The 24,628-nt window shown below is 71.0% G+C and carries 20 protein-coding genes and 1 pseudogene; 4 read left to right on the plus strand and 17 right to left on the minus strand.

Annotated features, from left to right (window positions below; genetic code table 11):
* Positions 1 to 144: 144 nt before the first annotated feature.
* The 3 genes from ACQ0O7_RS09370 to ACQ0O7_RS09380 all read right to left on the minus strand — a co-directional run bounded on the left by ACQ0O7_RS09370 (position 145) and on the right by ACQ0O7_RS09380 (position 3,297).
* A complete protein-coding gene (locus ACQ0O7_RS09370; protein WP_430781455.1) occupies positions 145 to 1,374 on the minus strand; it encodes a neutral zinc metallopeptidase in 1,230 nt (409 codons plus the stop codon).
* A 140-nt stretch (positions 1,375 to 1,514) separates the two neighbouring features.
* On the minus strand, positions 1,515 to 2,591 hold the full coding sequence (locus tag ACQ0O7_RS09375) for an FAD-dependent oxidoreductase (RefSeq protein ID WP_430781456.1): 1,077 nt from the start codon (positions 2,589 to 2,591) through the stop codon (positions 1,515 to 1,517).
* An 85-nt stretch (positions 2,592 to 2,676) separates the two neighbouring features.
* Positions 2,677 to 3,297: a pyridoxamine 5'-phosphate oxidase family protein gene (locus ACQ0O7_RS09380; RefSeq protein ID WP_430781458.1), complete on the minus strand. Its 621-nt coding sequence runs from the start codon at positions 3,295 to 3,297 to the stop codon at positions 2,677 to 2,679.
* A 111-nt stretch (positions 3,298 to 3,408) separates the two neighbouring features.
* On the opposite strand from ACQ0O7_RS09380, the gene ACQ0O7_RS09385 reads away from it, so the two are divergent.
* Both ACQ0O7_RS09385 and ACQ0O7_RS09390 read left to right on the plus strand, forming a co-directional pair.
* Positions 3,409 to 7,464 (plus strand): trypsin-like peptidase domain-containing protein, encoded by a 4,056-nt coding sequence (locus ACQ0O7_RS09385; RefSeq protein WP_430781459.1) that lies wholly within the window; start codon positions 3,409 to 3,411, stop codon positions 7,462 to 7,464.
* 30 nt (positions 7,465 to 7,494) lie between these two features.
* Positions 7,495 to 7,821, plus strand: a complete 327-nt coding sequence (locus ACQ0O7_RS09390) for a CU044_2847 family protein (RefSeq protein ID WP_430781460.1) — start codon at positions 7,495 to 7,497, stop codon at positions 7,819 to 7,821.
* 19 nt (positions 7,822 to 7,840) lie between these two features.
* Here ACQ0O7_RS09390 and ACQ0O7_RS09395 read toward each other — a convergent pair whose 3' ends face one another.
* From ACQ0O7_RS09395 to ACQ0O7_RS09435, 9 genes and pseudogenes are all read right to left on the minus strand, one after another.
* Positions 7,841 to 8,701, minus strand: coding sequence for an alpha/beta hydrolase family protein (locus ACQ0O7_RS09395; protein ID WP_430781462.1), 861 nt, complete (start codon positions 8,699 to 8,701; stop codon positions 7,841 to 7,843).
* 112 nt (positions 8,702 to 8,813) lie between these two features.
* Entirely contained in the window at positions 8,814 to 10,040 is a 1,227-nt protein-coding gene (gene manD / locus ACQ0O7_RS09400; protein ID WP_430781464.1) for a D-mannonate dehydratase ManD, read from the minus strand.
* A gap of 89 nt (positions 10,041 to 10,129) precedes the next feature.
* Positions 10,130 to 10,897: a FadR/GntR family transcriptional regulator gene (locus ACQ0O7_RS09405; protein ID WP_430781465.1), complete on the minus strand. Its 768-nt coding sequence runs from the start codon at positions 10,895 to 10,897 to the stop codon at positions 10,130 to 10,132.
* A 40-nt stretch (positions 10,898 to 10,937) separates the two neighbouring features.
* Entirely contained in the window at positions 10,938 to 11,273 is a 336-nt protein-coding gene (locus tag ACQ0O7_RS09410; protein WP_430781466.1) for a family 1 glycosylhydrolase, read from the minus strand.
* A 224-nt stretch (positions 11,274 to 11,497) separates the two neighbouring features.
* Positions 11,498 to 12,103 (minus strand): annotated as a pseudogene (locus tag ACQ0O7_RS09415) (family 1 glycosylhydrolase); the annotation flags it as partial.
* A 25-nt stretch (positions 12,104 to 12,128) separates the two neighbouring features.
* Complete coding sequence (locus tag ACQ0O7_RS09420; RefSeq protein WP_430781467.1) at positions 12,129 to 15,218, minus strand: family 78 glycoside hydrolase catalytic domain; 3,090 nt, start codon at positions 15,216 to 15,218, stop codon at positions 12,129 to 12,131.
* Positions 15,215 to 16,474 carry an ABC transporter substrate-binding protein gene (locus ACQ0O7_RS09425; protein ID WP_430781468.1) on the minus strand — a complete coding sequence of 420 codons (1,260 nt, stop codon included), beginning with the start codon at positions 16,472 to 16,474 and terminating at the stop codon, positions 15,215 to 15,217. Before ACQ0O7_RS09425 ends, ACQ0O7_RS09420 begins: the two co-directional genes overlap by 4 nt.
* A gap of 56 nt (positions 16,475 to 16,530) precedes the next feature.
* Complete coding sequence (locus tag ACQ0O7_RS09430) at positions 16,531 to 17,352, minus strand: carbohydrate ABC transporter permease (protein WP_430781469.1); 822 nt, start codon at positions 17,350 to 17,352, stop codon at positions 16,531 to 16,533.
* Positions 17,349 to 18,209, minus strand: a complete 861-nt coding sequence (locus ACQ0O7_RS09435) for a carbohydrate ABC transporter permease (RefSeq protein ID WP_430781470.1) — start codon at positions 18,207 to 18,209, stop codon at positions 17,349 to 17,351. Before ACQ0O7_RS09435 ends, ACQ0O7_RS09430 begins: the two co-directional genes overlap by 4 nt.
* 241 nt (positions 18,210 to 18,450) lie before the next feature.
* Here ACQ0O7_RS09435 and ACQ0O7_RS09440 point away from each other — a divergent pair, with 241 nt between their 5' ends.
* Positions 18,451 to 19,488 carry a LacI family DNA-binding transcriptional regulator gene (locus ACQ0O7_RS09440; RefSeq protein ID WP_430781471.1) on the plus strand — a complete coding sequence of 346 codons (1,038 nt, stop codon included), beginning with the start codon at positions 18,451 to 18,453 and terminating at the stop codon, positions 19,486 to 19,488.
* On the opposite strand, the gene ACQ0O7_RS09445 is transcribed toward ACQ0O7_RS09440, so the two are convergent.
* Both ACQ0O7_RS09445 and ACQ0O7_RS09450 read right to left on the minus strand, forming a co-directional pair.
* On the minus strand, positions 19,485 to 19,715 hold the full coding sequence (locus ACQ0O7_RS09445; RefSeq protein ID WP_430781472.1) for a hypothetical protein: 231 nt from the start codon (positions 19,713 to 19,715) through the stop codon (positions 19,485 to 19,487). The genes ACQ0O7_RS09440 and ACQ0O7_RS09445 overlap by 4 nt on opposite strands.
* 72 nt (positions 19,716 to 19,787) lie before the next feature.
* On the minus strand, positions 19,788 to 20,204 hold the full coding sequence (locus tag ACQ0O7_RS09450; RefSeq protein ID WP_430781473.1) for a PRC-barrel domain-containing protein: 417 nt from the start codon (positions 20,202 to 20,204) through the stop codon (positions 19,788 to 19,790).
* A 174-nt stretch (positions 20,205 to 20,378) separates the two neighbouring features.
* Here ACQ0O7_RS09450 and ACQ0O7_RS09455 point away from each other — a divergent pair, with 174 nt between their 5' ends.
* On the plus strand, positions 20,379 to 20,528 hold the full coding sequence (locus tag ACQ0O7_RS09455) for a hypothetical protein (RefSeq protein WP_430781474.1): 150 nt from the start codon (positions 20,379 to 20,381) through the stop codon (positions 20,526 to 20,528).
* A 32-nt stretch (positions 20,529 to 20,560) separates the two neighbouring features.
* Here ACQ0O7_RS09455 and ACQ0O7_RS09460 read toward each other — a convergent pair whose 3' ends face one another.
* Genes ACQ0O7_RS09460 through ACQ0O7_RS09470 form a run of 3 tightly spaced genes read right to left on the minus strand, consistent with a single transcriptional unit; the run spans position 20,561 to position 24,524 of the window.
* Complete coding sequence (locus tag ACQ0O7_RS09460; RefSeq protein WP_430781476.1) at positions 20,561 to 22,612, minus strand: iron ABC transporter permease; 2,052 nt, start codon at positions 22,610 to 22,612, stop codon at positions 20,561 to 20,563.
* Positions 22,609 to 23,670 carry an ABC transporter substrate-binding protein gene (locus tag ACQ0O7_RS09465; protein ID WP_430781477.1) on the minus strand — a complete coding sequence of 354 codons (1,062 nt, stop codon included), beginning with the start codon at positions 23,668 to 23,670 and terminating at the stop codon, positions 22,609 to 22,611. The genes ACQ0O7_RS09460 and ACQ0O7_RS09465 overlap by 4 nt, the downstream gene beginning before the upstream one ends.
* Entirely contained in the window at positions 23,667 to 24,524 is an 858-nt protein-coding gene (locus ACQ0O7_RS09470; protein ID WP_430781478.1) for an ABC transporter ATP-binding protein, read from the minus strand. Before ACQ0O7_RS09470 ends, ACQ0O7_RS09465 begins: the two co-directional genes overlap by 4 nt.
* Positions 24,525 to 24,628: the final 104 nt, after the last annotated feature.

Here is a 24,628-nt window from a genome sequence, read left to right on the forward strand (position 1 = left end):
TGAACGCGTTCCTCATCAGTTCCCGCCGTCATGCACGGGAGCATGGCCGTCACCGGCTCCGCACGGCCGGGTCGTCGGTGCGCGGCGGGAACGCGTTGTTCACCCCCACCCGGCACCGGATCGGCGGGCCGGCCCGTTCTGAGCTCAGCAGGCCGGGAGGCCTTCGATGACGCCGGAGCGGTAGGCGGCGATCCGCTCGAAGGCCGTGGTGCCCGAGCCGTCGCCGGCGCGGCCCAGGACCAGCAGGGCGGCCACCGCCTCGTCCAGGTCGCCCGGGGAGAGCAGCAGGCCCTGGGCCGGGTCGTCGCGGGTGAGGATGTCGTGGGTCCAGGTGCCGGCCAGGCAGTCGGCGGCGAGCTGGCCGGCCCGGTCGCCGGTGACGGCTCCCCGGCGGTTCTGGACGGCGCGGGCGTAGAGGTCGCCGATCAGCATCCCGACCGCGAAGTCGCCGATGGTGCGATGCAGGCGGGGGCCGAGGACGGCGGTGTCGAAGGTGGCGAAGTCACCCTCCACGCAGTAGAAGGCGTGGCCGAGAGCGACCATGTCCGGGTCGGCGCAGGCGGGAGCCTCGCCACGGTGGGCGGTGACCTCGAGTGGCTTCCAGGCTTCGCCGGTGAGCCGGGGGTAGGCGCGGGCCCAGTAGGACTGGGCGTCGCGGGCGAGTGCGGTGAGGGCTTCGGCGTAGGGCAGGTCGCCCCCGTTCGCCGCGTCGTCCGGGCTGGTGAACGGGACCTGGGTCACCGGGATGTTCGTGCCCTCGTAGACGGCGCAGGCGGCCGGGCCCCGTTCGGTGCCGTCCTGGAAAGCGCGGATCCGGTCGAAGGCGTTGCCGTGCGCGTCCGGTGAGGTGGCTGACGTGCCGGGCTGGTCGCGGAGCATGAGCAGGCCGGCGAGAGTGTTGTCGAGCTGGTCCGGGGTGACCCCGTCGTAGGCGGTGGAGCGGCCTGCGACGACGTCGGCGGTCCAGGCGCCGGCGAAGCAGTCGGCCTGCTGCTCCAGAACGATGGTGGGCTCACCCAGCCGGCCGAGGCGGGACTGCAGGGCGTGACCGTACTCGTGGGCCATGATGACGCCGGTCAACAGCGGGCCGAACTGTTCCTCCAACTCGGGGATCAGGTTCTGGGCGTCCCACGCAATGAAGTCGCCGGCCGGGCAGTAGAAGGCGTTGGGCTGGTAGGCGACCGGTTCCGGGCCGCAGGCCGGCGGCGGGTCGCTCTCGGTGTAGGGATGGAGGTCCCGGACCGGTTCGAAGGTGGCGCCGCCGGCGATCGACGGGAAGTGCCGGGACCAGAACCGCTCGACGTCGGAGAGCGCGAGCATCGCCACGTCCCCGGTAGCGGAGCCGGGTGCCACCGCCCGCTCCTGCGTCGTCACCGAACAACCTGTCAGTCCGAGGAGCAGGACTGCCAATATCATCCGCATGGTTCGCATGCGCGCGCCGTTACCCACACTTCCCGAAAGATATTCAGCCGATCACGGCGACCCGCGCGGGGGCGGGACGTGGCACGGTTCCCTCACCGGCGTACGAGATCGTGCCGGATCTTCCGGGCGGTCTGGGCGGCTTCGGCGCGGGTGGAGGCGACCAGGCCGACCCCGCCGCGCTTGGCCCATCCGGTGACGTAGAGGCCCGGCTGTTCGATCATGGCTCCGGTGGCGGGATCACAGGGCACACCCGGCGGCGGTACGGCCACGTAGCCGACGGCCCGGTAGACCGCCTGAACCGGATGGTCGTGGTACTCCCCCGAGCCGTCGACCCGCCCGTACCCGTCGGGGATCGCCCGCTCGGTGCGCAACCCCTCGACCCGGTCCGCGCCGAGCACCGCCGCGGGCAGCCGGTAGAAGTGCGGGTGAACGCGCCGCGACCCGGACCGGAGCGGGCGCATCGACCATTCCCGCAGGATGTCGACCACCTTGCGGACCGGCGGGAACTGCCTGGTCATCCGTTCCATGTGCCGGTCCGGGACCAGGTCGGCGGGATCGACGACCACGTCCACACCGGCCAGGTCGCCGATCTCGCCCAGCTCGTAGGCGGAGAACCGGGTGTCGGCCGGACCGCGGCGGGCGAACAGATGGATGTCGCGGACCGCGTTGCCGGCGAAGCCGCCGGTGACGGTGGCGAGCATCCGGGTGATGTCCAGGGCGACGTTGCCGGCCCCGATCACGGCGACCGACTCGGCGGTCAGCGGCCAGTCCGGCCGGGCGTCCGGATGGCCGGAGTACCAGGCGACGAAGTCGGCGGCCCCGAACGTGGCGGGCCCGGGCAGGTCGAGGGGCGCGTCGTGCCGGGCGCCGGTGGCGATCACCACCGCGGCGTACCTCTCCCGCAGTTCGGCAACGGTGATGTCGGTGCCGATCTCGACGCCACCGAGAAGCCGCGCGCCGCTGGCCGCGAACGCCGCGTCGAGGCCCGCGGTGAGCCGGGCGATCCGGTCCGGATGGTCCGGGGCGACCCCATGGCGGACCAGGCCGTACGGGCTGGAAAGCCGCTCGTAGACGTCGATACGCACATCGGGCTCGACGTCTCGCAGAGCGGCGGCGGTGTACACCCCGGCCGCCCCGGCACCGACGATCGCAACGTCCAGGTGGCTCATGGCAACCGACGGTAGAACGTGAACCGGGCTTCAACTCAACGGAAGGTGTCCTGGCTCATGCCGACCACGGGGCCGGATCCGTCGGTCATGACCGCTGCGTCCCGTCGCGGCCGACGACGTCCAGCGGCGTGGGCGGCAGCGGCAGTGGCAGGCCGGGCAGACCGTCCAGGCTGGCCGCGATGAACTCCTTCTTCTCGAAGTACGCGCTCAGCGACGCGTCGTCCTCGCGGGAGAAGCGTTTGGCGTGCAGATCACGATCGCCGTCGTAGGTCATCAACGGCACGGCGTAGCCGCAGGTGTCGCGGATCAGGTCGGCGTGCACCAGGATGATCGCTCGAAGTCCGTGCAGCGTGGTGTCGATGGCCGGGAAGTAGGACGTGAGGCTTGACCAGCGCGGGTCGTCACGGAAAACCGGTTCGCCGCGGCCGTGGATCCGCACGATGTCGGGCGGCCCCTGAAACGCGCACCACATCAGGGTGATGCGCCCGTTCTCGCGCAGGTGCGCCACGGTTTCCGCGTTGCTGCCGGCGAAGTCGAGGTACGCGACGGTCAGCTCGTCGACGACGGCGAACGATCCGGTCAGTCCCTTCGGCGACAGGTTCACCGTCCCCGACCCGGACAGCGGCGCCGTCGCGGTGAAGAAGATCGGTTGTGCCTCGATGAACTCACGAAGCCGGCCGGAGATCCGCTCATGTGTCTTCCCCATGATCTGCATTCTGTCAGCGACACGCCCATCGACGTCCGCTCATGCCGTGGGCACCGCCGGCGACCCTTTACATTGGTCACCGTAAGTGGATTCGTGCCGCGGGGGTGGTCAGTGACGCAGGACCGCGCGCCGGTGTCCGTCGCCCGCGTCCTCGACCGCGACGGACGGTTCGCCGGCAGCGGATTCCTGGTCGCCCCCGGATACGTGGTGACCTGCACCCATGTGCTGCTGACCGCCCTCGGCACCGGATTCACCGAGCAGCCGCCGGACACCGAGGTGACGGTCGCCTTCGGCGAGCGGGTGCTGACCGCCACGGTGGCCGCCTGGACGCCGCTGACCGTCGCGGACAGCGGTGACAGCGCCCTGCTGTGGCTGACGCCACCACCGGAGCTGACGGCGGCCCGGCTGCATCCGGTCACGGTCGCCTTCGAGGAGCGGGTACGGATCTCCGGGTACGCGGTCCGCCGCTCCGGCGGCGGCGTCGACAGCGTCGTCGGCGTGGTCGTCGACCCGGGTGACGGCGGGCGGATGCAACTGCGCACGATGGACGGGGATCCACCCGTGGAGAGCGGCTTCAGCGGCTCCCCGGTGTGGAGCGCCCGCACCGGCGCCGTGGTGGCCATGGTCGTCTCGGTGATCCGCGGCACCCGTACCGTCAAGGCCGTCCCGGTCGCCGACCTGTTCCGCCACTTCCCCGGACAGCTGGGACCGCCGGACGACACCGAGACGTCGCCGTACCGTGGCCTGCGCGCCTTCACCGAGGAACACGCCGCGGTCTTCAAGGGACGCGAAGCCCTCACCGCGCGCCTGGCCACCCTGCTCCGCGACCACGGTGTGCTGCTGTTGATGGGCCCGTCCGGCAGCGGTAAGTCGTCGGTGATGCGGGCCGGCGTGATCCCCGCGCTGCGCGCCGACGGCGCCGAGGTGGTCACGGCGCGGCCGGCTCCGGACGAGAGCCCGCAAGCCCTGCTGCGGCGTCTGGCCGGCCCGCAACCCTCGCCGGCCGCCGCGCTCACCGCACGCGCGGGTGACGGCCGGATCCTGCTCTTCGTCGACCAGCTGGAGGAGGAGCCGCTGCCGCGGGTCCGGGCGATCCTGCTGCTGCTCGGCGGACTCGCCCGGTCGGTGCCCCGGCATCCGGACGGCACCACCCGGCTGACGGTCGCCGTCACGCTGCGCGCCGGTGTCCTGGAGCAGGTGATGGACGCCGAGACGGCCGCCGTGCTCGGCGACGCGGCCACGGAGATCGTCGCGCCGATGAGCCCGGACGAACTGCGGGCCGCCGTCACCGCCGGTGATGTGGCGTTCGAGGACGGTCTGGTCGACACGATTCTGCGCGACGCCGGCCGCGAGCCGGGCCGGCTGCCGTTGATCGAGTTCACCCTGGACGAGCTGTGGCAGCGGCGCCGGTTCCACACGGTGACCGCGGAGGCGTACCGCGAAGTGGGTGGGGTGTCCGGCGCGCTGGCCAACCACGCCCGGCAGGTGATGGCCCGGCTGTCCGGATCCGATCACGCCCGGGTCCGTGCGGTGCTCACCGGGATGGCCCGCCCGGCCGAGGAGGGCGACGGCTTCCGCCGCCGCCCCCTCGAGCTCACCGGCCTGGACCAGGCCAGCCGCGCCGTGGTCGAGACCCTGGCCGCCCGCCGTCTGGTGGTGCTCACGTCGGCCGGCGACGGCCGGGAGTACGCCGAACCAGCCCACCAGGCACTGCTGGAGACGTGGCCGGAACTCATCGGCTGGCTCACCGAGGACCGGGAGTTCCTCGCCTGGCACGACCAGCTGCGCACCGACCGCCAGCGCTGGGAGCGCGGCGGCCGGGACCCGGGCGGGCTGCTGCGCGGGGCGGCACTCGCCACCGCCCGCGACTGGGCGGCGCAACGCCCGTCCCAGATCAGTGTCCCGGACCGGGCCTTCATCACCACCAGTCACGCCCGCGACCGCCGGCGCACCCGTCTGCTGCGCGGCCTGCTCGCCGTGGTGTCGGTGCTGGCCCTGGTCGCCGGGGTGCTGGCGGTGGTCGCCGACCGGCGCAACGACCGGATCGCCGCCGATCTGCGGCTGGCCGCGTCCCGGCAACTCGCGGCCTATTCGCAGCGGCTGCGCGTCACCGATCCGTCGGCGGCGCTGCAGTTCGCGCAGGCTGCCTGGCGGGCCGGGCCGACCTCGGAGGCGTACGGGGCGCTGTTCACCCAGTTCGGCGCGCTGAACCCGGTGGACCGGCTCTGGCAGGGGCTGTGGGACGGGGTCGCCGACCGGATCCGCACCGGCGACACCGGTGACGTCGCCCTGGTCACCGGCTGGATGGATCCGGTCGTGCTGACCGGGCTGCGGGGCGCCGACGTGGTGCCCGTGGCCCTGACCGGGGCGGATCGGGACGACCGTTTCGACATCGACCCGACCGGCCGGTTCGTCGTCGGGGCGGCCGGCGACGGCGAGGTCACGCTCTGGGACCTGACCGAGCCGACCACACCGAAGACGATCGAACCCGCCGGTGAGCCGGACCGGTTCGGCGTCAACAGCGTCCGGTTCAGCCCGGACGGCTCCCGGGTCCTGGTGCTGCGCTTCGGCGGCGTCCGGAAGGAGGCGGACGTACGGGTGTGGGATCTGCCCACCGGCACCGCGGTCCGGACCGGGTTCCGGCCGCGGTACGACGGCACCGTGGAGGTGTGGTTCGGCGGAGGCCCGGACGCTCTGATCGAGCACCGGCTCGACGCCGTGCTCGTGCGTGATCTCGGCACCGGCTCGGTCCGGCGCACCTACCCCGGGGACTCCTTCACGGTCGCGGAGAACGGTGCGGTGCTGGTCAGTTGCGACGACGACCTCGAAAACATGCGGATCCGCGACATCGTGACCGGCCGCACGAGACGCACGATGGTCGTGGATTCATGTCTGTCACGGCCGAGGCTCCAGGGCGGTATGCGGGTGCTGGAGGGTTCGTCGGCCCGCCTCGAGAGGCCCAGCTTCCCGACCGACCTGATCGACGTGCGGACCGGACGCACCCACCGTGGCCAGCTGCCCTCGGTGTTCTACAACGACAGCGCCAACAGCGAACCGGCGCGCGCCGTGGTCGGCGGACCGGGCGGGGATCTGCTGGTGTTCAGCGTGTGGAACGGCATGCTGTACCGCAACCGGATCCCCCCGGCGATGGACCCGGAGACCTCTTCGATCAACATCGACTGGCACCGAACTCCGGACGGCCGGTACTGGCTGTCCGCGGACACCGACGGTGAACTGCGCATCGTCGACCCGGTGACCGGACGGCAGGTGGCCGGGCGGCGGATCGACATCCGGGACAACCCGGACACGGCGATGACTCCGGACAGCCGCCACCTGGTGGTCAGCCGGCCCGGCGGTGTGGTCGTCCTCGGCCTGCCCGGACTCACCGAATTGCATCGCATCGACCTGCCGCGCTCCCCCGTGAAGCTGCCGGACACCTTCGGGCGCCGCCACGTCACCCTCGCGGTGACCGGCCCGGACCGGGTCGCGGTGCTCTTCGAGGGCATCCTCACCTGGTGGGACGTCACCACCGGCACGGCCGTGGCGCCACCGCTGACGCTCTCCCCGGACAAGACCCCGACCCAGCTGGAGGTCGGGCAGACCATTCTCGGGCCGGTTCGCCCCGGCTACACCGATCAGGTGGTGGTCGCCGATCAGTCGGGCCCGTTGCGGATCTGGAGCCTGACCGAACGCCGGGCCGTCGAGACCGTCGACACGGACATTCCGCCGGGTCTCACCGTGCCGGCGTTCGACGCCACCGGAACCCGCCTGGCGTTGCGCATCACGACGCCGAGCGAGATACGGGTGTGGAACCTCGCCACCGCCGAGCAGCGTCCCATCCCGAACAGCGAGGACGCCCACCCGCTCGGATTCACTCCGGAGGGCCTGCTGGTGACGCACACCTACAGTCCGCTGGCCGGCGCGCAGCTCTGGGACGTCGGCACCGGCCAGCGCGTCGGCGAGGCGACCAGCCCGGCCGAGCAGTTGCCGTGGACGCTGACCGGCGGAACGCTCACCGCCCCGGCCCGCGCCGGCGAGCTGACCATACCGCTGGACCCCGAAGCCTGGTTCGACCGGCTGTGCGCGCTCAGCTCCCGCCCCTTCACCCCCGATGAGGCCGCCCGGGTCCGGACCGAGGGCGGCGACCCGGACCCGCCGTGCTCGTGAGCGGTTGAGATCTGTCGATACAGTGGCGCCATGACACAGGTCGTGGTGATGCCCCTGGACGACGGCGGCGCGGTGTATGTGGAGGTCGCCGACGAGGCGGGCGGTCTGGAGCATGTCGGCCGCGGCACCGAGGTGGTCGGCAAGGCGTCGGAGACCCTGCAGGAGGCCATCGGCCGGATCCGCCCGGCCGCCGAGGCGATCCGCGACAGCATCCGGTCGATGGCGCAGCCGCCGGAGCGGGTGACCGTCGAGTTCGGGGTGAAGGTGACCGGCGAGGCCGGCGTCGTGGTGGCGAAGGCGACGAGCGAGGCAAACTTCACGGTGAAACTGGAGTGGGACCGCACCTACATCGGCTGACGACGCCGGCGGGCGCGTCTCAGATCAGCGGGCAGCTGTTGCGGTACTGCCAGATCCCGGAGGAGTCGGACAGCGGGCACAGGAACCGGTGGTAGCGCGCGTCGTCGTCCACGAAGACCTTCAACCAGGGGATCATCGTACGGGCCAGGACGGTGCTCGGCTGTCCGATGTGATTGTGGCCGGCCCCGGTGATCATGAGGTAGGCGCGCTCGGTGGTCGCCGGGACGGTGTTGTAGAGGCTGGTCAGGCGGGCCGGGGTGACGAGGGTGTCGTTCTGCATCGCGTAGATCAGGGTCGGCACCCGGTCGGCGGCCAGGCTGCCGGACGGCAGATGCGGCGCGTTGCCGATGGCGGCCCGCAGCGCCGGCCGGCGCAGTGCCGCGTCCAGAGCTCCCCCACCGCCCATCGAGTGACCGATGACGGCGAGCCGGTTCGGATCGACGCGGGTGCGCACCGTGCTGGCGCGGGTCAGGTGGTCGAGGGCGGCGAGCAGCTGGGTGCCGCGGCTGGTGGGGCTGTCGTTGAGGTTGTCGGTCTCGATGCCGAACACCACGAAGCCTTGTGAGGCCAGTCGCGGGCCCAGCCAGGCGATGCCGGACCAGGTGCCGTTGAGGCCGGGTGAGATGGCCACCGCGCCGAAGGTGCCCTGGCTGGTGTCGGTGGGGTGGTAGATGACGCCGCCGCCGAAGCCGTTGCCGCGGGCGACCGGGACGGAGGCGGTGGCGAACGGGCCGGTGACGGCGGCGACGCTGGCGGCGGTCGGGGCGGGGCCGCGCTCGTAGGGCCCGGCGGCCGAGGCGGGGCCGGGCGCGATGGCGGCGCCGAGCACCGCCATCGCCAGCGCCGGGGCGGTCAGGATGCGGCGGAGACGGGTGTTCATCTGCTCGTCCTCCTTCGTCGAGGATGGGCAACGATGCCCATCCATCCCTAGAGAACGATAGATATCTATTGAATGGGAGGCAAGGAGAGCGGGCAACGTTGCCCTCACCGGGTCACCAGTCGTGGACGGTGCCGTCGGCCAGACGGTTCACCGGGAGGTAGGCGGGGGTGTACGGGTGTGCCGCCGCCATCTCCTCGTCGAGTTCCACACCGATCCCCGGGGCGTCACCCGGGTGCAGGTGACCGTCGGTGAAGGTGAACGCGTGCCGGAACACCTGGTGGGTCCGCTCGGTGTAGCCGGAGTACTCCTGGATGCCGAAGTTGTGGATCGCCAGGTCCAGATGGATCGCGGCGGCCATGCCCACCGGTGAGATGTCCTCCGGCCCGTGGATCGCGCTCTTGATCTGCCGCTGCGCCGCGTAGTCGAACAGTTTGCGCATCGGGCTGACCCCGCCGAAGTGGGTGACGGCCGAGCGGACGTAGTCGATCAGCCGCTCGTCGATCAGCGTCTGGTAGTCGAAGACCGAGTTGAACACCTCGCCGATCGCCAGCGGCGTGGTGGTGTGCCGGCGGACCAGGCGCAGCGCCGTCTGGTCCTCGGCCGGGGTGCAGTCCTCCAGCCAGAACAGGTCGTACCGCTCGATCTCCCGGCCCAGCCGGGCGGCCTGCTGCGGGGTGAGCCGGTGGTGGGCGTCGTGCAGCAGCGGCAGGTCCGGCCCGAACTCCTGCCGGACCGCCTCCAGCACCGCCGGCAGGTGCCGCAGGTAGGCGACGGTGTCCCAGTCCTCCACCACCGGCAGCGCCCGCGCGTCGATCCGGGCGCCGCCGGCCTCGGGCGCGATCGCGGTGCCGGCGTGCACGCCGTAGACGGTCTTCAGGCCGGGCACCCCGGTCTGCACCCGGACGCTGCGGTAGCCCTCGGCCAGCCGGGCCCGCACCGAGTCGAGCAGCTCCGGGATGTCACGGCCGTTGGCGTGCCCGTAGGCCCGCACCCGCTCTCGGGACGCGCCACCGAGCAGCTGGTAGAGCGGCAGCCCGCACACCTTGGCCTTGATGTCCCAGAGCGCCACGTCCACCGCGGCGATCGCGGCCATGGTGACCGGCCCGCGCCGCCAGTAGGCGCCGCGGTACAGCGACTGCCAGGTGTCCTCGATCCGGTGCGGGTCGGTCCCGATCAGCAGCGGGACGACATGGTCGCGCAGGTAGGACACCACGGCCAGCTCCCGGCCGTTGAGGGTGGCGTCGCCGAGCCCGGTGACCCCGTCGTCGGTGGTGATCTTCAGCGTGACGAAGTTGCGGCCCGGACTGGTGACGATGACGACGGCGTCGATGATCTTCATCTGTGCCTCCCGGAGCCTCGAACGAACCAACTGGTCCAACTGGTAGTACCAGTTGGACCGTAGCAACGGCTGCTCCGGCCGGCAAGGCGTCAGCTGCCGTCCAGCAACCGGTCGAGATGCCGGGTGGCCATCACGTCCAGACTCACGTCCAGATCCGCGCCGTACGTGCGCAACCCCAGCGCCAGGTGCTCGCGCATCCGCTCACGCGCCAGCGGGACGTCGTGCACCGCGATCGCCGCGAGGATCTCCGGATGGTGCGGCACCCCCGGCTGCCCGATCGACGGGTCCGAGTTGGACCGCAGCATCATCTCGAACATCATCTCGCCGATCGACGACAGCATCACCCGCAGCACCGGGTTACCGCTCGCCGCCGCCACCGCGTCGTGGAACCCCAGATCCGCGCGCGCTTTCGCGGCCGGGTCCGGCGCCTCCAGGATGCGCTGATGGGCGGCCTCGATCGCGGCGATCTGCGCGGGCGTGGCTCGCTGGGCGGCGAGCCCGGCGATCTCCACCTCGACCGGGATCCGCGCCTCGATCAGCTGCCGCACGGTCGGCCGGTCCGCCCGGTAGACCGCGTCGTACGCCCCGGCCCCGGGCGCCGGCGTCTCGTTGACGAACGAGCCACGCCCCGGCTGCACGTCGATCATGTGCTGCGCTTCGAGGCGCCGCAGCACCTCCCGGATCACGTTGCGGCTGGCCCCGAACCGCTGCGCCAGCTCCCGCTCGGACGGCAGTTTCGCTCCGGCCGCCGGCGTGCCGGCACGGATCTCCTGCTCCAGCTGCCGGGCGATGCGCTCGGTCAGCAGCCCCCGCAGCGCCGGCGCGGCCACGGACTCAGACTGCTCAGCGGAACGCATGCCCGCAACGATACGAGACCGGGCGCGGCGGGCCGGACCGTCAGGGCGACGCGTCGCGGATCAGGCGGGCGAAGGCGTGGGCGCTGGGTTTCGGCAGGCGGTTGAAGTCGTCGTCGACGGCGATCAGGCCGAACCGGGGGCGGTATCCCTCGCTCCACTCGAAATTGTCGAACGCCGACCAGTGCAGATATCCGCGCACGTCGGCGCCCTCGGCCATGGCCTGCCGCATCGCGGCGACGTGCGACTCCAGATAGGCGACGCGCTCGGTGTCGTCGGTGGTGGCGATGCCGTTCTCGGTGACGTACAGGGGAAGGCCGGTCCTCGACGCCCGGTGCAGCATCTGACGCAGGCCGTCGGGGTGTACCGCCCAGCCCATCTGGGTGCGCGGCACCCCGGTCGGCGGGCCGCGAACCCGGTGGGCGACGCCGGGTCGACCCACTGCTTGCGGTAGTACTGCACACCCAGCCAGTCACCGCCGGGGTCGTCCAGGTAACGGTCGACGATCTCGTAGCGCATCAGCTCGTACCGGCTCTGACAGGCGTCGTCGTCGCGGGCCGGGGCCAGCAGCGGCAGCTGGACGGCCAGCCCGACCGGGGCGTCACCGGTGGCCCGGACCGCGTCGACGGCCGCGCGGTGGGCGTCCAGCAGGGCCCCACCGGCCCGTTTCCACAGCACCGGGTCGGCGATGCCGGGCGGGTGGTAACCCTCCAGATAGCCGTGCAGGGCGATCATCTGTGGTTCGTTGATGGTGCAGATGAGCGGCATCAGGTGCCCGAGTTCGGCGGTGACGAACCGGCAGTAACGGGCGAACACCGTGGCCGCGTCGGGGGCGAGCCAGCCACCGCGGGCGGCGAACCAGCGGGGCAGCGTGAAGTGGTGCAGGGTGACGACGGCGGTCATCCCGGTGCCGGCGAGCGCGGTGAGCACCCGCCGGTAGTGGCCGACGGCGGCGCGGCTGAACTCGCCGGGCGCCGGTTCGAGGCGGGACCATTCCAGGGAGAGGCGGTGTGCGTTGTGCCCGAGGGACGACAGCAGGGCGAAATCTTCGGCGTACGCGTGGAGATGGTCGATGCCGTCGCCGGAGGATTGGACCGCGGCCGTCGCCGGGTCGTGTTCGAAGTCCCACCAGTCGTTGTTGGTGTTGCCGCCTTCGACCTGGTGGGCCGAGGTGGCACTGCCCCACAGGAAGCCGTCGGGTGGACGCACGCGGGATCCTCTCCCTGGAATGGTGTCAGCGGGTGGTGAAGGTGCGGGTGCCGGACGGCATCTGATAGACGGCGTAGCCGCCCTCGGTGCGCAGGAACCTCGCCCGGCGCGGGGTGTCGCCCGGTGCCCGGCCGAGGGTCGGCAGGTACACGGTGGCGGCGGTGTTGGGTGGCACGGTGACGGTCAGCCGGATCCGGTCGCCGTCGCGCCGCCATTCCGACCGGGCGGTGCCCTGCGGGGTGGTGTAGTGGCCCTTGACGTGGGTCAGGTCGCCGACCACCTTGGGCTGAATGACCAGCTCACGGTAGGCGATGGAGCCGTCCGCGGCCCGGATGCCGGCGAGGCCGGCGTGGAACCACTCCTCGATCTGGGCGAGGATCATGTGGTTCTTGGAGTCGCCCCGGTTCCACCGCTCCCCCACGGTGGTCATCCCGCCCGGGTTGGCGACGGTGGACTCCATGAAATAGCCGTAACCGGGCTGCTCGTCCTCCTGGATCAGGTCCCAGAGCACGTCGTCACGGCCGCCGGCGGACAGTGCCCGTACGGTCGGGGCCATGCCGATGGTGCCGCCGCTGAAGTGCGGGCCGTCCCCGCTGGGATGGAACGCGTAGATCATCGCGACCAGGCCGTCGAGGACCGCCTGCCGTTCGGTCTCGGGCACCAGCCCGGCGTCGAGGGCGAGGGCCTGCGCCGTCTGGGAGACGGCGCCGTTGTCGGCGTAGAGCTTGCGCGCCGGGTCCCAGAAGGTGGTGTGGAACGCCGTCTTGATGTCGGCGGCCAGCGCCGCGTACCGGGCGGCGTCGGCGGGTTTGCCGAGGTCCGCCGCCAGCGCGGCGAGGTCCGCCGCCATCATGTGGTAGCCCCAGGTGCCGGTGATCCGCCCGGAGACCGGTTCGGCGGACACCCAGTCGGCCAGGGCCGCGTCGACGATGTTGCCGACCGCCTTCTGCCGCTGGATGTAGTCGGCGAACCGGACCATCGGCTCGTAGTACCGGCCGGCCGTGAGAGTGTCGCCGTAGAGCTGCCGCAGGAACCCGGGCACCAGGATGATCGCGTTGCCCCAGTTGATCTCGTCGCCGAAGCGGCCGGAGTAGCCCCAGTCGTAGACGGGGGTCTTCAGCGCCACGTTGCCGGCCATCGGGGTGTCCGCGATTGATTGCCCTTCGACCAGATGCCGTTGGTGGGTGCGCAGGTAGGCGGACAGGTCGAAGTCGCGGTGGATCGACCCCATCGGCATGGTGTAGTCGGCCGGGTAGGACAGTTTCTCCCGGCCGGGGCAGTCGGTGAAGACGCTCATCATGTTGCCGGCGAACGAGTACCAGGCCATCTCGTGGATCCGGTTGATCCGGGCGTTGGAGGTGGTCACCGACCCGGCCACCGGGGTGTCCGCCTGCACCCGGAGCCCGGTGATCGTCTCCGCGGTGGGCCGGTAGCCCTCCGGAAGGCCGGTGACCTGCACCCACTGCATGCCGAAGTAGTTGAAGTCGGGCCGCCACGTCTCGGTGCCGCGCAGCCCGGCGGTGGTGTAGGTGTTGAACAGGTCGACGCCCCGGCTGCCGCCACCGCCGCGCAGGGACGCCTGGTCCACCGTGCCGTCGGCGGCCAGCGATTCGGCCGGTGCGATCCGGATCGTGGTGCCGGCCGGCACGTCCCGGATCTTGAGCTGCGGGAATCCGACGATGTTCTGACCGAAATCGAACACCCACGTGCCGGGTGCCGGGTTGGTGATCGTCCGCGGGCGGAAGGTCTCGGCGATCGTGATCGGCGGGGCGGTGCGCCCGACCAGGCGGGTGGCCAGGTTCGGTGGCGGGGCGATCCCGGCCGGGATCCAGCCGGTGGGGGTGCCGTCACGGCGTTTCGCGGTCGCGGTCAGGTCGGCGCCGGGCCGGTCCCAGCCGGGCTGCTCGCGGCGGGCGTCGTGGTCGCTGCCGGAATACCAGGCGTCGGTGGTCAGTGGGCCGAGCGCGGTGCGCCACTCGCGGTCGCTGACGATCACCGTTTCCCTCCCATTGGTGTACGTCACCTCAAGGCGCGCGATGAACCGGGGTGTGACGGCGGCTCCCGCACTGGCGTCACTGGCCGCGACGTTGTTGCCCGAGCCGGTGACCGTGACCCCGGCCGGGTGCGGCCTGCTCAGGCCGGGGGTGAACGTGATCGTGCCGGCATCGATCGCGGTGATGGTGCGGGACTCCAGGTCGACGCCCGCGTCACCGGTGTCGATGTTGATCGTGCCGTCGACGTGATAGCCGGTCGTGCTGCTCAGCCCGACCGTGGTCGCCCCGGCCTGGACGGCTGTCGTGCTGGTGCCGCTGCCCTTGAGCTGGCTCTGCCACCACGAGTACGGCGCGTTCCGTCCGACGGCCGGGTTCGTGACACCGCGGCGCACGTAGGCGGGGCCGTTGCCCACGCGTACACCAATCGTGTTGTCGCCTTTGTGCAGTCGAGCGGTGATGTCGTAGACCCGGTACTCGGCGGAGAGCTGGTAGTTGGCGTAGCCGGGGGCGAGGACCTCGTCGGTCACCGTCGACCCGTTGACGGTGGCCAGGTGCATGCCGACGCCGGACACGTACAGACGCGCATGCCTGATCCGGTTGCGGGGATCGACATGGACCCGGCGGGCGAACAGGGGCATCGGCTGGGTCTCGGTGCGGCCCGGATACTCGATCCAGCGGGCGTCGCCCCAGTCCTCGTCGCGCAGAAGGCCCATCTCGAAGGTGGACGGCGCACTCCAGCCGGTGGCCCTCCGGGCGGCGTCCCAGGCCCGGACCTGCCAGCTCAGCCGCTGCCGGGATCGTAGGGCCCGGCCGCCGTAGGGCACCCCGGACTGGACCGCCGAGGCGACTCTCCCGGAATCCCAGAGGATCCGGTCGCTGCCGAGGTCGCGGACCCGGATCTGGTAACCGGTCTGCCGGTCCGCGGCGGACGATGTGGTCTCGGCGAAACGCCAGCTCAGTACCGGCGTGATCGAGTCCAGGCCGAGCGGATGACCGGGCCGGCCGTCGACCCGCAACCCGATCACCCGGACCCTCCCGGCGGAGGCCTGCGCGGGGCCACCGGTCAGCACGGTCGCGGAGGGCACGGCCAGGGACAGCCCGAGTGCCGTACGCCGCTTCATGATCCGGCCTGGTAGTCGGTGTCCATGTCCTTGAGCACGTCAGCGGCGGTGGCCTGGTCGCTGAAGACCTCCTGCAAGCCGCTGAGCATGGTCTGCTGCACCTTGGCGTTCGGCCAGAGCTGGTCCATGAACGGCACGGTCTTGTTCTCGGTGACGAAGGTGGACAGGTCGGCCAGGCCGGGGTCGACGGCGGTGCCGGCGTCCGGGAGGGTGGGCAGACTGCCCTGGGCCTCGTTGAACAGTTTCATGCCGGCCGGGGACATCACGTAGTCGACGAACCGGAGAGCCAGTTCCTTGTTCTCGGCCTTGGCGTTGACGCCGTATCCGGCTCCGGCGGCGGCCGGCATCAGGAACTCGGCCGGGTTGTCGGTGGCCGGCAGGGTCTTCATGGTGAACGTGCCGTCCGGGTTCTTCTCCTTGAGCAGGCCGACGATCCAGTTGCCCTGGATGATGCCGAGGGTCTTGCCGGTGGCGGCCAGGGTCTGGCTGGCCTCGTAACTGGTGCCGAGCGGGTCCTTCTGGAAGCAGCCGGCGGTGTTCATCTCCTGGTACTTGGCCATCGCGGTGGTCCACGCCGAGTTCGCGAAGGTGGTCTGGCCGGCGGCGAGCCTGGTGTCGAACTCCCGGTCGGGGCCGTAGACGGTGGTGGCGGTCAGGGCGTACAGGGCGATCTGGGTGACCCAGTTGTCCTGGATGCCCAGCGCGAACGCCGGGGTGCCCCGGCCGGCCGCGTCCCCGCAGAATTCGAGCAGGCCGGTCCAGGTGGTGGGAGCGGTCAGCCCGGACTTCTCCAGGGCCTCGTCGTTGTAGACCGCACCGATGCCGTTGAGCCCGAACAGCGCGTTGTAGGTCTTGCCCTCGAACTGGGCGACCTGCTTGACCGCGTCCGGCAGCCGGGCGGCCCACGGCCGGTCGGAGAGGTCGAGCAGGTAGCCGGGCTTGGCGATGACATAGGTGGCGCCGGGGTTGCCGTTGCCGGGCCAGACGGTCATCACGTCGGGGGCGGTGCCGGACGACAGCTGGGTGCGGATCTGCTGCTGGTACTGGTCGGCGCCGCTGGTGGTCAGGTTGACGGTGACACCGGGGTTGGCGGCCTTGAACGCGTCGACGACCTTCTCGATGGAGCCCTGGTCGACCGAGGCGATCGTCAGGGTCTGGTTGTCACCGTCGCCGCCGGCGGCGGAGTTGGTGCCGCTGCTGCACGCGGCGAGCATCAGGGAGGTGGTGGCCAGGGCGGTGAGACTGCGGATCTTCATGAAACTCTCCTGTACGGGTAGGAGAAGGTGTGTTTTCCGGCGGGCAGGTGGAGGGGTCATCCCTTCAGCCCTCCCGCGAAACCGTTGATGATGCTGCGCTGGAGGGCCAGGTAGACGGCCAGGACCGGCACGATGCTGATCAGCAGGGCGGCGAAGATGAGGTTCCAGTCGGAGACGAACTGGCCGACGAATCCGGCCACCGCGACCGGCATGGTCTGCTGGTCGCTGCCGGACAGGTAGAGCAGTGGGGTGAAGAAGTCGTTCCACACGCTGACCGTGTTGAGCACCAGCGCGGTGACGGTGATCGGTTTGAGCATCGGCAGCACCACGAAACGGAACGTGGCGATCGGGGTGCAGCCGTCGATGGTGGCCGCCTCCTCGAAGTCGCGGGGCAGGGCTCGCAGGAATCCGACGTACAGGAAGGTGGTGAAGGGGACTTGGAGTCCGGCGTAGAACAGCACCAGAGACCAGACCGAGCCGAGAAGTCCCAGGTCACGGATGGTCTGGTAGAGCGGTAGGGCGGCCAGCTGGAACGGCAGGACCAGGCCCAGCATGATCAGCAGGAAGGTGCCCCGGGACCAGTGCGCGGTGGACCGGGCCAGCGGGTAGGCGGCCAGCGACGACACCAGCAGCACGATCACCACGCTGACCGCGGTGACCACCACACTGTTGATCAGGGCGCCGCCGAGGCCGCCCTCGGACCAGGCCTGTGCGAAGTTGGCAAGCGTCGGGGAGGCGGTCGGGCTGATCGGCGAGGAGGTGTCCGACGGGTCCCGCAGTGCCAGGTTGACCAGCACGTAGACGGGGAAGGCGAAGACCACGGCGACCGCGATCATCACGACTTCCAGGGCGAGGGTCCGGCCGGTGTAGCGGTTCATGAGGCCGCCTTCTCGTTGCGGTTGAGGACGGCGTACTGGCCGGCGGAGGCGACCGCGACGATGGCGGTGAGCACGACGGCGAGGGCGATGCTGTAGCCGAACTCGCCGAGGGTGAACGCGTCCTTGTAGATGAGCGTGCTGATGGTGTCGGTGGCGTGGCCGGGGCCGCCGCCGGTCAGGGCGTACACCTGGTCGAAGAGTTTGATCCCGCCGATGATCGACAGCATCAGGTTGATGGTGATCGCGGGCGCCAGCAGCGGCCGGATGATGGACCAGAACCGGCGGACCGGGCCGGAGCCGTCGATCGCGGCGGCCTCGTAGATCTCCCGGGGCACCGATTGCAGGCCGGCCACGAAGATGACCATCGAGTAGCCGGCGAACTGCCAGACCACCACCAGCACGATCATCCAGAGGGCCAGGTCGGGATCGCCGAGCCAGTTCTTTCCCGGTACGCCGAACAGGCCGAGGACGCTGTTGACCGCGCCGTCCGGGGCGAGCAGGTTGCGCCACAGGTAGGCGGTGACGATCGGGGTGACCACGGCCGGGGCGAACAGCAACACCCGCAGGACGTTGCGGCTCTTGATCGCCGTGTTGACGCCCAGGGCCAGCAGGAGGCCGACGCCGTTCTGGATGACCGTGATCGCGACGGCGATCAGCAGGGTGTGCCCGATGGCCCGCAGCGCGTCCGGGTCGTCGGCGATGGCGGTGAAGTTGTCCAGGCCGATGACGGCGAAGTCGGGATCGAGGCCGTCCCAGTCGGTGAAGGCGTAGTAGACGCCGCGGGCGCTGGGGACCAGCACCACGAAGGCGAACAGCAGTAGTGCCGGAACGGTGAACCACCACGGTGGCTTTGTCACGACTGACCACCTTGCTGAATCGTTTCATAGGCAGGTGGCAGTAGTGGGCCACCACGGCCTCGAAGGTGATGTGGGTAACGTTTTCCAAATGTTTCGCCGACCTTACGAGCGGGTGGCGAACAGCGTCAAGAGGTGCGCGTCTAAGAAGTTCGACAGCGCCCGGAACCGCTGTTGACCTCCGGCGTGGAAAACGTTTCACTACACGTAGGCTCTACTCGACGCCCAACCGTGAGGAGATCAGGTGGACAAGCCGGCGCCCCGTCGCATCACCATCGTCGACGTCGCACGGCACGCCCAGGTGTCCACCACGGCGGTGTCCAAGGTGCTGCGCAACGCGTACGGCGCCAGCCCGGCCATGCGCGCCAAGGTGCAGAAGGCGATCGACGAGCTCGGCTACCGGCCGTCCGCCGCCGCCCGGGGGCTGCGCGGGCAGACCTACACCATCGGCGTGATGCTGCCCGATCTGCGCAACCTGTTCTTCGCCGACATCCTCGACGGCATCACCGCCCAACTCGGCGACACCGTCTACCAGGTGCTGCTCGCCCCCGGCTGCAACGGCGAGAAAGCCGAGGCCCGGGTCATCGACGCGATGATCGACCGGAGCATGGACGGGCTGATCCTGATCGCCCCGGTCTCGGCCAAGAGCCGGCTCACCGAGGTCGCGCGCAGCGTCCCCACCGTGGTCGTCGGGCGGCACGGCTCCTCACCGGCGTACGACAGCGTCACCGACGACGACATCGCCGGCGCCGCCCTGGTCGTCGACCACCTCGTCGGTCTCGGCCACCGGCGCATCGCGCACATCGAACACCACGAGACCGACCGGCTCCGCCTCGCCGAGATGCCCAACGCCCAGCGCGCCCGCGGCTACCGGGAGGCGATGACCGCCCACGGCCTCGACGCCGAGATCGACATCGCGTCGACCACCTACACCCAGGACGGCGGCTACCGGGGGGCGCGTCTGCTGCTCGACCGGCCGCGGCGGCCCACCGCCATCTTCGCCGGCGCCGACGTCGTCGCCCTCGGGGTGATGGAAGCCCTCGCCGAGGCCGGGCTGACGGTGCCCGGCGACATCTCGGTGGCCGGTTACGACAACAGCGCCCTCGCCGCGTTCGGCCCGATCTCGCTGACCAGCGTCGACCAGGACGGGCGGCAGATGGGCGCGAACGCCGCCCGCCTGCTGGTCGACCGGATCGATCAGCGCGACCGGCGGACCGCCCAGATCAAACTCTCCCCCACCCTGGTGGTACGGCGTACCACCACCGCCCTGGGCAGCGGCTAGGCGGTCTCGCCGGCCGCCCGCGCCTGCTGGGCCGAGGCGTCGAGCCGTCGGTTGCGGCCCGCCTGCACGATCGCGGACGTGACACCGGCCACCGCACAGACGCCTGCCGCCAGAGCCCAGGAGTCGGCACCCCAGTCCCGCGCCACGGCGAACGGGCTGACGACGACCATCGTGGTGACAGCGACCAGGGCGCCGTTGACGGGCGCGTTCGCAATAGTGTTCTTCATGGCGTCATCCCTGGTAGCGGCGGGTATCGGAGCGCCGATGATCATCAACCCGACTGACGTCCAAGTCAAATCTCAGCGGAAGAGCCCCCGGGCCGGCGGAAGATAGCCGGGCGCACCGAACGGCGCGTATCCGTAATAGTCGTACAGCGCACCCATCCTCTCGTCCCGGTCGACGAGATCCGGGTCATACTCGGGCGCCTTGGCGACCTGCACCCGCGACCGGCCGATCATGACCAGTCCCTCGGCGACGTGCTCGACGGTCTCCACCGGCAGGAACAGCGACGTCCCGCCGACCCCGAACAGCCCACCGTGCCGGACCCGCAGGATCCGCACCTTCCGCTGCCCGTGGTCGATGATCAGGTCGTCGACCTTGCCGATCTCGACGCCGTCCCGGTCGACCACCCGGTAGCCGCGGATGTCCTGATCCTGGTCGGCCAGCATCTGGCCGCTGTCCCCGAGGCGCATCAGAATCCCGGATTCGGTGTTCATACCCGTCCTCCCCAGCTCGTCCCGATCCCCACCCTCCCGGCCTGCCGTGACGGACAGTTCCCGAACCCATGACAGTCCTATTTTCACAATCGTCACGACATCGTCGTCCCATCGACGGCAGAACACCATCGGCCGGTACGAGCGTGGGGGGCCGAACCCGTCGAAGGAGTGCTGATGCGTACGTTCGTCACCGGCTTGGCCACCACCGGTCTGCTCGTGTCACTCACCGGCTCCCTGTTCCGCGAAGGCGGCCTGATCGTCACCGGTCTCGCCCTGCTGGCCTGCGCACTCGTGACGATCGGCCAGGGCGAGGTCCGCCCCTGAAGCAGCCGATCCACCGGGGGGGCCGGATGGGATCAGCCGCGGGAGCGGTGCAGCAGCCACACGAAGTACGGGGCGCCGACCAGCGCCATCATCAGGCCGGCCGGGATCTGGGACGGGGCGATGGCGGTGCGGCCGAGGGTGTCGGCCACGCAGACCAACAGGGCGCCGAGGACCATCGCGACCGGGATGATCCGGCCGTGCCGGACGCCGGCCAGGGCGCGGGCCAGGTGCGGGGCGACCAGGCCGACGAACCCGACGACACCGATGGCCACCACACTGACCGCGGCCACCACCGCCGCCACGGTCAGCAGGGCGAGGCGGGTGTGCTCCCGGCGTACGCCGAAGATCTGTGGGGTGTCCTCATCGATGGTCAACAGGTCCAGCTGGCGGCGCATGCCGAACACGACCGGCGCCGCCACCAGCAGGGCCACCGCCACCGGGAGCACGTCACCGAACTCCCGGCCATAGGTCGTTCCGGACAGCCAGGTGAAGATCCGCGGGGTGTCCCACGGGTCGGCGCGCAGCAGCAGGAACGTGCTGACCGCGCTGAGGGCGTAACCGCAGCCGATCCCGATCAGCAGGAACCGGTCCGGCAGCAGCCCACCGCGCCACGCCAGCAGGGCGATGACCCCGAAGGTGGCCAGCCCGGTCAGCACGGCGAGGGTGATCAGTACCGGACGTCCGCCCCACCCCGAGGTGACCACGGCCACCGCACCGAGACCGGCTCCGGCGGTGATCCCGAGGACACCGGGCTCGGCGAGCGGGTTGCGGACCGTCCCCTGCACCACCGTCCCGGCCAGCGCCAATGCTGCCCCGGCCGTGATCGCCGCCGCGACCCGGGGCGCCCGGTCGTCGAGGGACAGGGCGATCAGATCGGGCGCGGTCCCTTGCAACCAGAGGAGCACATCGCCGGTACGCAGCATCAGGGTCCCGGACAGCAGCCCCACCACGGCGGCGCCGGCCAGCAGCACGACGGCGACGGCGAGCACGGTGCGGAACCAGCGCGCCGACCGTACCGCGACATACGCCCGAGGGGTCACGCCCACGTCCCGCAACCGCATCGCGAGAACGACGATGACCACCGCACCGAACAGCGCGGTCGGGATACCGGTCGGGATCGACGCGGCGGCCTGCGCGCCGAGCACCGCCCGCAGCACCACATCGGCGAGCAGCACGAGCAGCGCCCCGGCCAGCCCGGACGCCGGGATCAGAAAGCCGTGCCGGTTCAGCGCGGACACTTTGCGGGCGGCCAGGCGTACCGCGACCGGGGCGGCCAGCCCGACGAACGCGATCGGCCCGGCGAGGGTGACCGCGATGGCGGTGAGCAGGACCGCGCACAGCACGGCGATGATCCGGGTGCCACGCACCGGCACGCCGAGGGTGGCGGCGGTGTCGTCGCCGAGGCCGAGCACGTCGAGCCGCCGGGCCAGCAGCACCGCGCCGACGAGCGCGGCGACGATCACCGGGGCGGCCCGGGTGGCGGCGTCCAGGTTGAGCTGGGCGAGGGAGCCGTTGGCCCACGCGTACAGGCCGGTGGTGCTCTCCTTGAACAGGATCAGCAGGGTGGCGGCACCGGCGTCGAGGGCCATCGCCACCGCCGACCCGGCCAGGATCAGCCGGGTGGTGCCGGTCCCGGCCGCGGTGCCGGCCAGTCCGAGCACCAGCGCGGCGGCCAGCAGACCACCGGCGAACGCGACCGCGCCGGACGCCCACACCGGGACAGCCAGCCCGAACGCGGCGACCGCGCACAGCGCGAAGTAGGAGCCGGCGGTGACGGCCAGGGTGTCCGGGGCGGCGAGGGTGTTACGGGTGACCGATTGCAGCAGTGCCCCGGCCGCGCCGAGGGCCACCCCGACGGCGACTCCAGCGAGCAGGCGCGGCAGACGGGAGCCGGCCAGCAGGTCGGTCATCGGCACGCCGCCGATGTCGTCGCGGGCGCCGGCCAGGTAGCGCAGCAGGTCGGTGACGCCGGCGCCGGAGGTGCCCTGGGTGATGTGCCACAGACCGATCAGGATCACCACGACGAGCAGGGCGGCCAGTACGGCCGCCCCGCTGACGCCGCGACGGGCGCGGAGTTCTGTCACTTCGAGGTCAGGATGTTCACGTACGCGTCGATCGCCTGCTCGTTGGACTTGGGTCCACCGGCGCCCCAGACGCTGTTCGGGAAGGAGTGCGCGCGACCCTCCTTGACCGACGGCAGCGCCTTCCAGATCGGGCTCTTCTCCAGTTCGGTCACGTAGTTCTCGGCGGTGCCGTCGTTGGCGTAGAACAGGGTGGCGTCACCGACGGCGGTCAGGCCCTCGATGTCGGTCTGGGCGAGACCGTAGGACGGGTCGACGCCGCCGCTGCCGTACGCCGAGTTGATCTCGTCGGTCCAGGCCGAGGTCATGCCGAGCTGCTCGCCGATCTCGGTGAAGAGCGCACCCTTGCCGTACGGGCGGATCACCACGTTGGCGCCTTCGATCCAGCCGTCGAAGAACAGGAACTTGGTGGCCGGCACGTTGGCGGCGGCGAGCTTCTCCTTGGCCGCGGCGAAGTGCGCGTCGAAGTCCTTCAGAACCAGATCAGCCCGTTCGGTACGGCCGGTGGCCTGCCCGATCATGGAGAAGACCTTCTTCATGTTGGCGATCTGGCCCTTGGCGTCGGCGCCGACGGTGGCCAGCACCGGCACGCCGCGCTTCTCCAGTTTGGCGAGCAGTTCGTCGTCGGCCTTGTAGACCTCCATGACGATCAGGTCGGGGTTGGAGGCGTAGAGGGCGTCCAGGTCGGGTTCGCCGCGCTCGCCGGCGCTGGCCACACCCTCGGGCAGCTTCTCGGCGGTGACGTACTGCTGGTAGCCGTCCGGGCTGGCCACCGCGACCGGGTTGACGCAGAGGGTGATCAGGTCTTCGGTCTGCTGCCATTCCAGGACGGCGACGCGCTGGGCGGGCTTGTCGAGTTTGACGGTGCGGCCGACGCCGTCGGTCATCTCCACCGGGCCGGTGGCGGTGGTCGTGGTGTCGTCGGCGCAGCTCTGCGAGGCGGGGGCGGCCGAGGCGGCGGAGGTGACCTCGGCGACGTCGGTGGTCCCGCAGGCCGAGGCGGTGACGGCGACCGCCGTGAGTGTCGCCGCGGTGGCCGCGAGACGGCTGAAAGTGATCATGCGGACTTCTTCTCTCCGGAAACGGTGGTGCGGTAGCGGACGGGGTGCCGTCCGACGGGGTCGATGCGCAGGCGGCCGGTGAGCGGGTCGGTGCCGACCTCGACTCGCAGGCCGTAGACGGCGCTGAGGTTCTCGGCGGTGAGCACCTCTAGGGGGTCGCCGGCGGCGTGGACGCGGCCGGCGGAGAGCAGCAGCAGGGTGTCGGCGACGCGGGCGGCGTGGTCCAGGTCGTGCAGGACGATGCCGACCGCGACGCCGTGCTCGTCGGCGAGGTCGCGGACCAGGTCCAGGGTCTCGATCTGGTAGCGCAGGTCGAGGTGGTTGGTGGGTTCGTCGAGCAGGACGACGCCGGTCTCCTGGGCGAGCGAGGCGGCCAGCCAGACCCGCTGCATCTCACCGCCGGAGAGTTCGCCGCCGGGCCGGCCGGCCTTGTCCTGTACGCCGGTGAGGCGCATGGCCCGGTCGACGGCGGCCTGGTCGTCGGGGCCGGGTCCGGCGAACCGGCGCCGGTGCGGGTGACGTCCGAAGGCGACCACCTCGCGGACGGTCAGGCCGGGTGGGGCCTGCCGGGACTGGGTGAACAGGGTGACCTCGCGGGCGAAGTCACGGGAGCTGAGCTGTGCCACCGGCCGGGGCGGGTGGCCGACGGTGATCTCGCCGTCGTGTACGGGGTGCAGCCGGGCGAGGGCCCGCAGCAGGGTGGACTTGCCGCTGCCGTTCGGGCCGACCAGGGCGGTGACCCGGCCGGGTTCCAGCACGGTGGACACGCCGTGCACGACGGTGGTCCGCCCGTACCGGAGCAGGAGGTCGCGGCCATGCAGAACTGAGGTGGTGGGCATGGTTCGGCTCCGCATCCCGGGACAGTGGCATCCTCAGGTAAGGGTTGCCTTGCCTTATCGAGGCTAGGTGATGATCAACTTGTCGGCAATCCCGAGGTCACGACACCTGATACGGGATT

It is taken from the genome of Actinoplanes sp. G11-F43, from assembly GCF_050589265.1.
Taxonomy (GTDB): Bacteria; Actinomycetota; Actinomycetes; order Mycobacteriales; family Micromonosporaceae; genus Actinoplanes.

Bases quoted from the DNA above. Each gene is read 5' to 3' on its own strand.
- ACQ0O7_RS09390 (WP_430781460.1), top strand. From the start codon at position 7,495: ATGACACAGGTCGTGGTGATGCCCCTGGACGACGGCGGCGCGGTGTAT.
- ACQ0O7_RS09455 (WP_430781474.1), top strand. From the start codon at position 20,379: ATGCGTACGTTCGTCACCGGCTTGGCCACCACCGGTCTGCTCGTGTCA.
- ACQ0O7_RS09375 (WP_430781456.1), bottom strand. From the start codon at position 2,591: ATGAGCCACCTGGACGTTGCGATCGTCGGTGCCGGGGCGGCCGGGGTG.
- ACQ0O7_RS09410 (WP_430781466.1), bottom strand. From the start codon at position 11,273: ATGGGCTGGGCGGTACACCCCGACGGCCTGCGTCAGATGCTGCACCGG.
- ACQ0O7_RS09465 (WP_430781477.1), bottom strand. From the start codon at position 23,670: ATGATCACTTTCAGCCGTCTCGCGGCCACCGCGGCGACACTCACGGCG.
- ACQ0O7_RS09450 (WP_430781473.1), bottom strand. From the start codon at position 20,204: ATGAACACCGAATCCGGGATTCTGATGCGCCTCGGGGACAGCGGCCAG.
- ACQ0O7_RS09395 (WP_430781462.1), bottom strand. From the start codon at position 8,701: ATGAACACCCGTCTCCGCCGCATCCTGACCGCCCCGGCGCTGGCGATG.
- ACQ0O7_RS09420 (WP_430781467.1), bottom strand. From the start codon at position 15,218: ATGAAGCGGCGTACGGCACTCGGGCTGTCCCTGGCCGTGCCCTCCGCG.
- ACQ0O7_RS09430 (WP_430781469.1), bottom strand. From the start codon at position 17,352: ATGAACCGCTACACCGGCCGGACCCTCGCCCTGGAAGTCGTGATGATC.
- ACQ0O7_RS09445 (WP_430781472.1), bottom strand. From the start codon at position 19,715: ATGAAGAACACTATTGCGAACGCGCCCGTCAACGGCGCCCTGGTCGCT.
- ACQ0O7_RS09470 (WP_430781478.1), bottom strand. From the start codon at position 24,524: ATGCGGAGCCGAACCATGCCCACCACCTCAGTTCTGCATGGCCGCGAC.
- manD (WP_430781464.1), bottom strand. From the start codon at position 10,040: ATGAAGATCATCGACGCCGTCGTCATCGTCACCAGTCCGGGCCGCAAC.
- ACQ0O7_RS09405 (WP_430781465.1), bottom strand. From the start codon at position 10,897: ATGCGTTCCGCTGAGCAGTCTGAGTCCGTGGCCGCGCCGGCGCTGCGG.
- ACQ0O7_RS09425 (WP_430781468.1), bottom strand. From the start codon at position 16,474: ATGAAGATCCGCAGTCTCACCGCCCTGGCCACCACCTCCCTGATGCTC.
- ACQ0O7_RS09380 (WP_430781458.1), bottom strand. From the start codon at position 3,297: ATGGGGAAGACACATGAGCGGATCTCCGGCCGGCTTCGTGAGTTCATC.